This is a genomic window from Variovorax sp. OV084 (assembly GCF_900111625.1).
Classification (GTDB): Bacteria; Pseudomonadota; Gammaproteobacteria; order Burkholderiales; family Burkholderiaceae_C; genus Variovorax.
The window spans coordinates 416716-427345 of record NZ_FOII01000001.1; the positions used below are offsets into that span (position 1 = coordinate 416716).

The window sequence follows — 10630 nt, forward strand, 5'->3', positions numbered from 1 at the left end:
AAGGACACACCCACCATGAACAACAACATCACGACCTTCAAGCGCGCGCTGCTCGGCCTTTCGCTGGGCGCGCTGGCCTCGGTGGCCGGCCAGGCTGCTTTCGCGCAGTCGCCGGAGCCCGTCTTTTCCGTCGGCCCCCGATTCCAGGAGAGCTCGGGCGAGGCGATCTACCGCGCGACCTGCCAGGGCTGCCACATGGCGCAGGGACAAGGGGCGAAGGGCGCAGGCGCCTATCCGGCGCTCGCCTCGAACCCGCGGCTCGCAAGCGCGGAGTACCCGCTCTACGTGGTGATCAATGGGCAGAAAGGCATGCCCGCCTTTGGCAAGATGCTGAGCGACGAGCAGATCGCTTCCGTGGTCGGCTACGCGCGTACCCATTTCGGCAACCAGTATCCTGACGCCATTGCGGCGGAGAGCGTCAAGAAGCTGCGGCCTTGATCGGCCTTCTTCTTTCGATACCTGGCAGATCCTTTCTTCATCCACCCCAGCAGAGAGACAACACGCATGACCATGACCTCCATCACGAAGAAGCTGGCGCTCGTCGCCGCACTGCTCGCAGCCGGCACCGGCGCCGCCCATGCGGCCGATGAAATCATTCGCCACCGCATTCCGAACTCCAGCTTCCCGATTTCGGCGGCGGTGGAAGTGCCATCCTCGTTCACCAACGTCTACCTCTCGGGCCAGGTGCCGCCGCTGCAGGACGCGACCGCGCCCAAGAACAGCGCGGCGGCCTATGGCGGCGACACCAAGGGCCAGACCGTCGGCGTGCTCAAAGCCATCGAGAAGAGCCTCACAGGCCTGGGCCTGACGATGGGCGACGTGGTGAAGATGCAGGTGTTTCTCGTCGGCGATCCGGCCAAGGACAACAAGATGGATTTCGCCGGCTTCATGGAGGGCTACACCCAGTTCTTCGGCACCACCGCCCAGCCCCGACTGCCGGTGCGTTCGGCAATGCAGGTGGCGGCGCTCGCCAACCCGGCCTACCTGGTCGAGATCGAGGTGATGGCGGTACGTCCCGCCAAGTAAAAAAGCAGTACTGCGCTACTCGCTCAGCCGCACGTAGGTGGCGAGCAGCGCGCTCTTGGCAACAATCCCGAGCAGCACAGGGTTGCCGGCGCTCTCGATCACGGGCAGCCGTTCGCCCAGGTGATCGAGAAAACGCTGCAGCGCCTCGCCCAGCCCGGTGTCGGCGGTGAGCGGCTGGATGGCCTGCGAGAGCAGGGCGCCCGCGGTCGTTTCCGCTGGCGCCGTGCCGAGCGACGAAAGCGGCACCACGCCGAGGTAACGGTTGCCCGCGTCCACCACGTACAGGTACTTCACCGGGTGCTGCAGGAAGAGCCTGCTCATCGCTTCGCGGTCTGCCTCCGGGCCGACCACCGTCTCGGCTGGCTGCACCAGGTCGCGCATGTGCAGCCCGCGCAGGCGCATCTGCGTGTCCCGCTGCTCGTTGCGGTGCAGGGTGATCTCGTACATCGAGCCGGCATTGGCCGAGCGTGCGACGAAATACGCGATGACGCTCGCCGCCATCAGCGGCAGCATGACCTGGTAGCTGAGCGTCATCTCGAAGATCATCAGGATGGCCATCAGCGGCGCCTGCGTGGCGCCCGCCAGGAATGCGCCCATGCCGACGATGGCATAGGCGAACGGCGCCGAGGTGGCCGCTGGCCACAGCGCCTGCGCGCCAAGGCCGAACAGCGCACCGACCATGCAGCCGAAGAACAGCGCCGGCGTGAACACGCCGCCCACCGCGCCCGAGCCGGCCGTGGCCATCGTGGCGACCGCCTTGGCGACCAGCACCATCGCGATCAGCGTCCACGGCCAGGGCGTGTGCAGCACCGAATTGACCACGCTGTAGCCGTTGCCCCAGACCTCGGGCATGGGCACCGACACCGCACCCATCACGAGCCCGCCCAACGCCAGCCGCCACGGCAACGCAACCGGCAAGCGCGAGAACAGCGCACGGCTGCCCTGCAACGCGCGCAGGAAGCCGGCCGCCGCAAAGCCCAGCAGCACGCCGAGCACGCAGAACAGCACGACCTCGGTGCCGTGGATTTCCGGGAACGCCGGCATCTTGTAAGGAGGCTGGTAGCCGGGCAGGGCGCGCATCGCGACGTTGGCGACCACCGAGGCAATGATGATCGGCCCCACGCTTTCCATCGCGATAGAGCCCAGCACGATCTCGGCGACGAAGAAGGCGCCGGCAATGGGTGCGTTGTAGGCGGCGGTCAGGCCGGCCGCCGCGCCGCAGGCCACCAGCAACCGCAGCCGCTCGACCGGAAAGCGGAACACCCGCCCCAGCAGAGACGACGCCAGCGCCGCCAGCTGCACCATCGAGCCCTCGCGCCCGATGGAACCACCGGTGCCGATGCTCACCAGCGACGAGGCGCTGCGCACCAGCGTCTGCGCCACCGGAATGCGCCCATTACCGAGCACGATGGCTTCCATGTAGTCGGAGGCGGCGCTGCGCAAGGCGACGCGTTTCGCCAGCACCAGCAGGCCGCCGGCCACCAGTCCACCCAGCGTGGGGCAGGCGATGCGCGCCCACCACGGCAGGTGCTTCGCCATTGCCACCAGCCCTTCGCCCGGACCGAGCACCAGATGCTCGAAGTGATAAAGCGCCGCGCGAAAAAGTTCGGTCGCCAGCGTGCCGAGCAAACCGGCCACGATGGCCCACAGCAGCATCGACTGCCAGCCCGAGACACCGAAGACACGCTGCAGCGCCGAACGAAGATTGAGAACTACCGAGGCGGGCCGCATCATGGGCTGGGATGTTAGCTGCGAGCGCCGCCCAGGCGGGAACACCGAGGAACCGGCTTTACCGGGCCTCAGGTGTTGCCCCCGGTAGGGGGAAGGAGAAGCGACACGAAGTGCGCGCAGCCTGGGGGCGAGCCAAGTCACTGGCATAAAATCCCGCCCGTTGGTGCCTGCGGCGTGGTTCACGCGCCGCGGTTCAACGGGAAGCAGGAGTGGAAGCCCCCGACCTCATCAGGACGGAACAAGGCCGAAGCCGCCTGCGCTGCCCCCGCAACGGTCAAGCAGACGGCGCCGCAAGGCGCCAACCCCTTTCCATCGAAGCCACTGGGTGCCCTGAAACAGGCGCCTGGGAAGGCGGTGAGGGGCCGTTCTGCCAGCCCGGATACCGGCCAACAAGGCGGCTGCCGCATGCGTGATCTGTGCATGGGGCGGCCATGGCGCCCAGGCGCCGGCGGGGAGGCCGGCGAGGGGTATTGACGTTCGTTCGGCTCATTCATGATTTCCCACGTTTGCTTTTCTCGCGGCCGCGCTCCTGCGCGCCGTCTCCGCCATGCCTGCCTGCCGCTGGCGCTGGCTTCCGCCTTCGGTGGCCTGGCCCATGCACAAGACGCCCCCACGCTGGGCGAAACGGTGGTCACGGCCAACCGCACGCCGCAGGCGCTGTCGGACCTGGTGGGCGACGTGTCCATCATCGACCGCAAGACCATCGAGCGCAGCGGCGCGACCGGCGTGGCCGACGTGCTGGCGCGCCTGCCCGGCATCGAGATCTCGCGCAGCGGCGGCGTGGGCAACACCACCAGCCTGTTCATCCGCGGCGCTGAAACGCGCTTCACGGCCGTGTACCTCGACGGCGTGCGCATCGACTCGCAATCGACCGGCGGCGCCGGCTGGGAAGGCATTCCGCTCTCGCAGATCGACCGCATCGAAGTGCTGCGCGGCCCGGCCGCCGCGGTGTACGGCTCCGACGCCGTGGGCGGCGTGATCCAGCTCTTCACCAAGCGCGGCGAAGAGGGCGTGTCGCCTTACGCGGGCATCGGCTTCGGCAGCAAGGGCCTGCGCAAGATCGAAGGCGGCGTGAGCGGCAAGTCGGGCCTGTTCGACTATTCGTTCGGCGTGGCGCACGAGGAAAGCAAGGGCTACAACGTGCAGCCCGCAAGCAAGCGCAACGTGGTGAAAGACGGCTACACCAGCCCCGACCGCGACGGCTACAACAGCACCTCGGGCAACGTGAAGCTGGGCTTGCAGATCACGCCGGACCAGCGCCTGGAGGCCACGCTGCTCACCAGCGACATCAAGGCCGGCTACGACGCCACCGTCTCCTACAGGACCAAGCCGCCGATCCTGTTCCGCGACGACGTGTCGAACAACACGCTGCGTACCGCCGGCCTGACCTGGTCGGCCAAGTGGAACGACATCTACAGCACCCGCGTGCAGGTGACCGATTCGCAGTCGGTCTACAAGACGCAGCCTTCGTTCTACCGGACCGAAACCAACCTGCGCGGTTACCTGTTCCAGAACGAATTCCGCTTCGGCCCGCACCTGGTGACGGCCACCTTCGAGCGCCGCGAAGACGCGCTCGAAAACGCGCCCACCACCTCGTCGAAGCTGCTGTCACGCGACCGCTCGCAGGATGCGATTTCGCTCGGCTACGGCTTCGTGCAGGGCCCGCATTCGCTGCAGCTGCATGTGCGCCACGACAGGGACAGCGAGTTCGGCGGCAAGACCACCGGCAGCGCGGCCTACGGCTATGCCATCACCCCGTCGCTGCGCTTCACGGCCTCGGCCGGCACCGCCTTCCGCGTGCCCACCCTGTACCAGCGCTTCAGCGAATACGGCGTGTCCACGCTGCGGCCCGAAAGCAGCCAGAACGTCGAGCTGGGCATGAACTACGCCAAGGACGGCACCACCGCAGGCATCGTGGTGTATCGCAACCGCGTGCGCAACCTGATCAACTTCGTCGGCACCGCCACGGGCTGTGCCTCGACGTTCGGCTGCTACACCAACGTGAACCGTGCCACCCTGCAGGGCGCCACGCTGTCGGCCAGCCAGCGCCTGGGCGACGTCACGCTGCGCGCCTCGCTCGACGTGCAGGACCCGAAGGACGCCGACACCGGCAACCTGCTCGCACGCCGCTCCAAGCGCCATGGCACCCTGGGCGCCGACTGGCGCGTCGCCGGCTGGACGCTGGGCGCCGAGGTGCAGTCCTCGAGCAAGCGCTACGACGACGCGGCCAACACCATCAAGCTCGGTGGCTACACCGTGCTGAACCTGTCGGCCAGCACGCAGATCACGCGAGACCTCAACCTCGTGGCCCGCGTCGACAATGTGGGCAACAAGGACTACCAGTTCGCGCGGCTGTACGCCAATGCCGGCCGCACCGCGTACGTCGGTCTCAAGTGGACGCCTCACTAAGCCAAGCTACCCAACCAGGCGACACCGCCGGTGCCGCGGCAGTCTCGTGCGCCGCGGTGCTGGTGGCTGCCCCGGCTTCGGGGCAGGGCAAGACCACCGTCGCCGCGGCGCTCGCGCGGCTGCATGCGCGCCAGGGGCGGCGCGTGCGCGCCTTCAAGTGCGGGCCCGACTTTCTCGACCCGCACTGGCTGGCGCTGGCCACCGGCGCGCCGGTGCATTCGCTCGACCTCTGGATGACCGGCGAGGCCGATTGCCGCTCGCGCCTGCGCGCCGCGGCGGCCGAGTGCGACCTTGTGATTATCGAAGGCGTGATGGGCCTGTTCGACGGCACGCCCAGCGCGGCCGACCTGGCTGAGCGCTTCGGCCTGCCGGTGCTGGCGGTGATCGATGCGCACGCCATGGCGGGCACCTTCGGCGCGCTGGCCTACGGGCTGCAGAACTTCCGGCCTGGGTTGCCATGGGCCGGCGTGCTGGCGAACCGCGTGGCCAGCGAGAGGCACGCGGGCATGTTGAAAGACGCGCTGCGCGAACCCTCGCAGTGGCTTGGCGCCTTGCCGCGCGACGCGGGGTTCACGCTGCCCGAGCGGCACCTGGGCCTCGTGGCCGCTACCGAACTCGGCGATGCGATGGCGCGTCTCGACGCGGCGGCCGATGTGCTGGGCGCCACGCCGCTCGGGCAGATGCAGACCAGTCAACTGCCGCAGGTGCGTTTCGAGGCACCCGCTTCCGGCGAGGCAGAAGCCGTGCCGCCGCTGCTGGCTGGCCGCGCCATCGCCATTGCGCGCGATGCGGCCTTTTCATTCATCTACCCCGCGAACCTCGACGTGCTCACGGCGCTGGGGGCGCGGCTGTCCTTTTTCTCGCCGCTCGCAGGCGATGCCTTGCCGGCATGCGACGCGGTCTGGCTGCCCGGCGGCTACCCCGAACTGCACGCCGAAGCGCTGGCCGCCTGCGCGCCGATGCGCGAATCGCTCGCCGCGCATGCCGCTGCGGGCAAGCCGGTCTGGGCCGAGTGCGGCGGCATGATGGCGCTGTTCGACGAACTGGCCACGCAAGACGACGCGCAGGTCCACCGCCTCTGGGGCCTGCTGCCGGGCCGCGTGACCATGCAGAAGCGGCTCGCCGGCCTTGGCCCGCAACAGCTCACCCTCGGCAGCCACACCCTGCGCGGACACACCTTCCACTATTCGCGCTGCGAAACGCCACTGGCGCCCGCCGCGCACACTGCCAGGCCCGGCGCGACGCAGCCCGTGGGCGCACGCGGCGGCGAGGCGCTGTACGTGCAGGGCCCGGTGCGCGCCAGTTACTTCCACGCGTGGTTTGCCTCCAGCCCGCAAGCCACGGCCCGCCTTTTCGGCGCCATGCCCATCGAGTTGGAGATCCATGCCGCAATCGAATAAGCCGAAGACCATCGAGCACGAGTTCATCCTGGGTGGCCAGAAGAGCGGCAAGTCGCGCCGCGCCGAGCAGCGTGCCATCGACTGGTTCGCGGCCGATTCCCGCACGCACCGCGCCGTGCTGATCGCCACCGCGCAGGCCTACGACGACGAGATGCTGGAGCGCATCGTGCGCCACCAGGCCGACCGTGCCGAGCGGGTGCCCGGCATGCGCACCATCGAGGAGCCGATCGAACTCGCGCGCGCCGTCGTCACGCAGAGCACGCCCGAGACGCTGGTGGTGGTCGACTGCCTCACGCTGTGGCTCACCAACCTGCTGATGCCGATTCACTCCGAAGACGCCCGCCCCGTGACGCGCACCCCGGCCACGCACATCGCCATGCTGCTGGTCGCGCTGCGCGAGGCGCGCGGGCCGGTGGTGCTGGTCGGCAACGAGATCGGCCTGGGCGTGATTCCGCTGGGCCGCGAGACGCGCGCCTTCGTCGACGCGCTCGGCCGCCTGAACCAGGACGTGGCCGCCGCCTGCGACCGCGTCACCCTGATGGCCGCAGGCCTGCCGTTGAGCCTGAAAGCGCCTGCTGCATGAAGAAGAAAAAGACGATCCGCACTCCGTTGGTCGCGCTCGGCCTGGCCCTGTTCGCGCTGGCCGCGCACGCCTTCGACGTGGTCGACGAGCGCGGCGTGTCCGTGAGCCTGCCGCAGCCGCCGCAGCGCATCGTCTCGCTGCTGCCGTCGCTTACCGAATCGATTTGTGCGCTCGGTGCCTGCAATCGGCTGGTGGGTGTCGATCGCTATTCCAACTCGCCCGAACAGGTGAAGGCGCTGCCGCAGCTCGGTGGCGGGATCGACCCGAACGTCGAGGCCATCGTCGCGCTCAAGCCCGACGCGGTGCTGCTTGCCAAGTCGTCGCGCGTCACGCAGCGGCTCGAGGCGCTGGGCCTGAAGGTGCTGGTGCTCGAACCCAAGAGCCATGCCGACGTGCAGCGCGTGCTCGACAAGCTCGACCAGGTGCTCGGCACGCACGAAGCGCCGAAGGTCTGGCGCGTGATCGATGCCAGCGTGTCGGCCGCCGCGCAGTCGGTGCCCGCGAGCGCCAGGGGCATGCGCGTGTACTTCGAAGTGAACAGCGCGCCGTACGCGGCGGGCGAGTCGTCGTTCATCGGCGAAACGCTCACACGGCTCGGCGTGAGGAACATCGTGCCGGCTTCGCTCGGCCCGTTCCCCAAGCTCAACCCCGAGTACGTGGTGCGCGCGAACCCCGACCTCATCATGGTCAGCGTGCGCAGCGCGCAAGGGCTGGAGCAGCGCCCCGGCTGGGCCGGCATCCGCGCAGTGCGCGAGGGCCGCATCTGCCGCTTCAGCGCGGAACAGTCCGACGTGCTCGTGCGCCCCGGTCCGCGCATGGACGAGGCCGCGCGCCTGATGGCGCAGTGCCTGAGTGACAAAGGCGGCAAATGGTGAACGCAGCGCGAAGGCACACGGTCCATCTGCGCCGCGTCTTGCTGCTTGGCGCAGGCCTGCTGGTGGCGGGCGCTGCGCTGATGGTGCTGGGCCTGGGCATCGGCAGCACCGGTTTCGAAAGCCTGCTCGCGGCGCGGCACGACCCGGTGGCACTGCAGATCGTGTGGGACATCCGCCTGCCGCGCACGCTCGGCGCGTGGCTGGCGGGCGCGCTGCTGGGGCTGGCGGGCGCGGTGGCGCAGGGGCTGTTCCGCAATCCACTGGCCGATCCGTACCTGCTGGGCAGCGCCTCGGGCGCCTCGCTCGGGGTGGCACTGGCGCTGCTGATGTTCGGCGGCTCCGCCGCCAGCGCGCAGTGGGTGATGCGGCTCGGGCTCACGGGTGCGGCCTTTCTCGGCGCGGTGCTGGCGGTAATGCTCACGCTGATGCTGGCGCGGGGCGTGCAGCAGACGCTGCGGCTGCTGCTTGCCGGCGTGATCGTCGGCGTGGTGCTCGGCGCGGCGAAAGACCTCATCACCATCGCTTCGGCAGACATCCTGCAAGCCATTCAGGGCTTCATTCTCGGCAGCACCGGCCTCGTCGGCTGGAGTGCCTGCGCGGTGATGGCGATGGTCGGCGCGGTCTGCCTGCTGCTGGCCTGGGCGCTGGCGCCGGTGCTCGACGGGCTCGCGCTCGGCGAGGCCACCGCGCGCAGCCTCGGCCTGCCGCTGGGCGCGATGCGCGCGGCGCTGGTCGTGGTGCTGGCACTGGCCACCGGCGCAGCCGTGGCGCAGACCGGGTTGATCGCCTTCGTCGGCCTCGCGGCGCCGCATCTCGTGCGCTCGGCCATCAAGACCACGCACGCGCGGCTGATCCTGCTGTCGGCGCTGATGGGCGGGCTGCTGCTGATGGCGGCCGACCTGCTGGCGCGCTGGCTGATCGCGCCGCAGGAACTGCCGGTTGGCGTGCTCACGGCCGTGCTGGGCGGCAGCTACCTGCTGTGGTTGATGCACCGGCGCGGCGCGCGGAGTGGCGTGGCATGAGCAGCCGACACAACAACACCCCGGCTCTCGAAGCGCGCCGCGTGAGCGCCACGCTCGGCGCAACCGAGGTGCTGCACGACATCGATCTGGCGTTGTCGTCCGCCCGCTGGACCAGCATCGTCGGTCCGAACGGCGCGGGCAAGTCGACGCTGCTCAAGGCACTCGCGGGACTGCTGGCGCACCGGGGCGAGGTGCGGCTCTTCGGCGACGCGCAGAACAAGGTACCGGCGCGCATCCGCGCCCAGCGCCTCTCGTGGCTCGGCCAGAGCGGCACGGGCGAGGGCAGCGCCGACGACCTGATGGTCTATGACGTCGCCATGCTTGGCCGCCTGCCGCACCAGCGCTGGCTGGCCGCCCCCAGCGAGGCTGACCGCGAGGCGGTGGAGCGTGCGCTGCGCAGTACGCAGGCTTGGGACTGGCGCGACCGCCCGCTGGGTCAGCTCTCTGGCGGCGAACGTCAGCGGGTGCTGCTGGCGCGCGCGCTCGCTGTCGAGGCCGAACTGCTGCTGATGGACGAGCCGCTCGCCAACCTCGATCCGCCGCACCAAGCCGACTGGATGCAGACTGCTCGTGCGCTGGTTGCCGAGGGCAAGACCGTGGTCAGTGTGCTGCACGAGCTGCCGATGGCGCTGGCGGCCGACGAACTTGTCGTGATGGATCGTGGCCGGGTGGTGCACCACGGCGGCTGCAGCGACCCTGCCACGCACGCGGCGCTGGAGCAGGTGTTCGACCATCGCATTCGGGTGCATCGGGTGGCTGAGCAATGGATTGCGTTGCCGTTATGAGATGCGCTGTGTTTTCGGTGCGTTGTTCGGGGCGCGATCGTGCAGCGCCGTCGTTGATCGGCCGGCACAACAGCAGCGTCCATGTGCGAATGGCATCGGGTGCTCCCCGCAGCGAAATAAAGGAAGAGGCCGCAGGCCGGGGGACATTCGCGGAGGGGAGTACCCGGTGTCATTCGCACGCACCCCGAACAACAGAACAGCCCCCGAAAACTGAATTGGAACTCCCATGCAAATAGAGACCCCCCCAAGCGAAAAGCCATACGAGAAACCAGAAGGCGAACGCCGAGGCCTCGTCATCGTCAACACAGGCGACGGCAAGGGCAAGAGCACCGCCGCCTTCGGCCTCGCGCTGCGCGCTCACGGCCGCGGCAAGGCCGTGAAGATCTACCAGTTCATGAAAGTGCCGACTGCGCGCTTCGGCGAACACCGGATGTTCGAGCAGATCGGCATCCCGATCGAAGGGCTCGGCGACGGCTTCAGCTGGAAGAGCCAGGACCTCGAACGCTCCGGGCAACTGGCGCGCGACGGCTGGGAGAAGGCCAAGGCCGCGATCCTGTCGGGCGAGTTCTTCCTGGTGGTGCTCGACGAGATCACTTATCCGCTGATCTACGGTTGGCTGCCTCTGGAAGGCGTGCTCGAAACGCTGCGCGCGCGGCCGAAGCATGTACACGTGGTGCTCACCGGCCGGCGCTGCCCGCCCGAGATCATCGAACTGGCCGACACCGTGACCGAGATGACGCTCGTCAAGCACGCCTTCAAGGCCGGCATTCCTGCGCAACGCGGCATCGAAGATTGAGCG

10 protein-coding genes and 1 riboswitch are annotated in these 10630 nt (G+C 68.9%); of the genes, 9 read left to right on the plus strand and 1 reads right to left on the minus strand.

Annotated features, from left to right (window positions below):
* Nucleotides 1-15: 15 nt before the first annotated feature.
* Together BMW87_RS02075 and BMW87_RS02080 are read left to right on the plus strand one after the other, a co-directional pair.
* Complete coding sequence (locus BMW87_RS02075; RefSeq protein ID WP_256216624.1) at nucleotides 16-438, plus strand: c-type cytochrome; 423 nt, start codon at nucleotides 16-18, stop codon at nucleotides 436-438.
* 66 nt (nucleotides 439-504) lie between these two features.
* Entirely contained in the window at nucleotides 505-1026 is a 522-nt protein-coding gene (locus BMW87_RS02080) for a RidA family protein (protein ID WP_218149736.1), read from the plus strand.
* A 15-nt stretch (nucleotides 1027-1041) separates the two neighbouring features.
* Here the strand turns inward: BMW87_RS02080 and BMW87_RS02085 are convergent, their stop codons facing one another.
* Complete coding sequence (locus tag BMW87_RS02085) at nucleotides 1042-2760, minus strand: ClcB-like voltage-gated chloride channel protein (protein WP_093073800.1); 1719 nt, start codon at nucleotides 2758-2760, stop codon at nucleotides 1042-1044.
* A 141-nt stretch (nucleotides 2761-2901) separates the two neighbouring features.
* Nucleotides 2902-3163, plus strand: a riboswitch (cobalamin riboswitch).
* An 86-nt stretch (nucleotides 3164-3249) separates the two neighbouring features.
* Here BMW87_RS02085 and BMW87_RS02090 point away from each other — a divergent pair.
* The 7 genes from BMW87_RS02090 to cobO all read left to right on the plus strand — a co-directional run bounded on the left by BMW87_RS02090 (nucleotide 3250) and on the right by cobO (nucleotide 10627).
* Complete coding sequence (locus tag BMW87_RS02090; RefSeq protein ID WP_093073801.1) at nucleotides 3250-5166, plus strand: TonB-dependent receptor domain-containing protein; 1917 nt, start codon at nucleotides 3250-3252, stop codon at nucleotides 5164-5166.
* Entirely contained in the window at nucleotides 5151-6566 is a 1416-nt protein-coding gene (locus BMW87_RS02095) for a cobyrinic acid a,c-diamide synthase CobB (RefSeq protein ID WP_093073803.1), read from the plus strand. Before BMW87_RS02090 ends, BMW87_RS02095 begins: the two co-directional genes overlap by 16 nt.
* Nucleotides 6550-7149, plus strand: a complete 600-nt coding sequence (locus BMW87_RS02100) for a bifunctional adenosylcobinamide kinase/adenosylcobinamide-phosphate guanylyltransferase (RefSeq protein ID WP_093073805.1) — start codon at nucleotides 6550-6552, stop codon at nucleotides 7147-7149. Before BMW87_RS02095 ends, BMW87_RS02100 begins: the two co-directional genes overlap by 17 nt.
* Nucleotides 7146-8024: an ABC transporter substrate-binding protein gene (locus BMW87_RS02105; RefSeq protein WP_093073807.1), complete on the plus strand. Its 879-nt coding sequence runs from the start codon at nucleotides 7146-7148 to the stop codon at nucleotides 8022-8024. Before BMW87_RS02100 ends, BMW87_RS02105 begins: the two co-directional genes overlap by 4 nt.
* Nucleotides 8018-9046, plus strand: coding sequence for a FecCD family ABC transporter permease (locus BMW87_RS02110; RefSeq protein ID WP_093073809.1), 1029 nt, complete (start codon nucleotides 8018-8020; stop codon nucleotides 9044-9046). Before BMW87_RS02105 ends, BMW87_RS02110 begins: the two co-directional genes overlap by 7 nt.
* Complete coding sequence (locus BMW87_RS02115) at nucleotides 9043-9831, plus strand: ABC transporter ATP-binding protein (RefSeq protein WP_093073811.1); 789 nt, start codon at nucleotides 9043-9045, stop codon at nucleotides 9829-9831. The genes BMW87_RS02110 and BMW87_RS02115 overlap by 4 nt, the downstream gene beginning before the upstream one ends.
* A 226-nt stretch (nucleotides 9832-10057) precedes the next feature.
* Nucleotides 10058-10627 carry a cob(I)yrinic acid a,c-diamide adenosyltransferase gene (gene cobO / locus BMW87_RS02120; protein WP_093056498.1) on the plus strand — a complete coding sequence of 190 codons (570 nt, stop codon included), beginning with the start codon at nucleotides 10058-10060 and terminating at the stop codon, nucleotides 10625-10627.
* Nucleotides 10628-10630: the final 3 nt, after the last annotated feature.

Coding starts and splice junctions, on each gene's coding strand:
- BMW87_RS02100 (WP_093073805.1), top strand. CDS start 6,550: ATGCCGCAATCGAATAAGCCGAAGACCATCGAGCACGAGTTCATCCTG.
- BMW87_RS02110 (WP_093073809.1), top strand. CDS start 8,018: ATGGTGAACGCAGCGCGAAGGCACACGGTCCATCTGCGCCGCGTCTTG.
- BMW87_RS02080 (WP_218149736.1), top strand. CDS start 505: ATGACCATGACCTCCATCACGAAGAAGCTGGCGCTCGTCGCCGCACTG.
- BMW87_RS02075 (WP_256216624.1), top strand. CDS start 16: ATGAACAACAACATCACGACCTTCAAGCGCGCGCTGCTCGGCCTTTCG.
- BMW87_RS02090 (WP_093073801.1), top strand. CDS start 3,250: ATGATTTCCCACGTTTGCTTTTCTCGCGGCCGCGCTCCTGCGCGCCGT.
- BMW87_RS02105 (WP_093073807.1), top strand. CDS start 7,146: ATGAAGAAGAAAAAGACGATCCGCACTCCGTTGGTCGCGCTCGGCCTG.
- cobO (WP_093056498.1), top strand. CDS start 10,058: ATGCAAATAGAGACCCCCCCAAGCGAAAAGCCATACGAGAAACCAGAA.
- BMW87_RS02085 (WP_093073800.1), bottom strand. CDS start 2,760: ATGATGCGGCCCGCCTCGGTAGTTCTCAATCTTCGTTCGGCGCTGCAG.
- BMW87_RS02115 (WP_093073811.1), top strand. CDS start 9,043: ATGAGCAGCCGACACAACAACACCCCGGCTCTCGAAGCGCGCCGCGTG.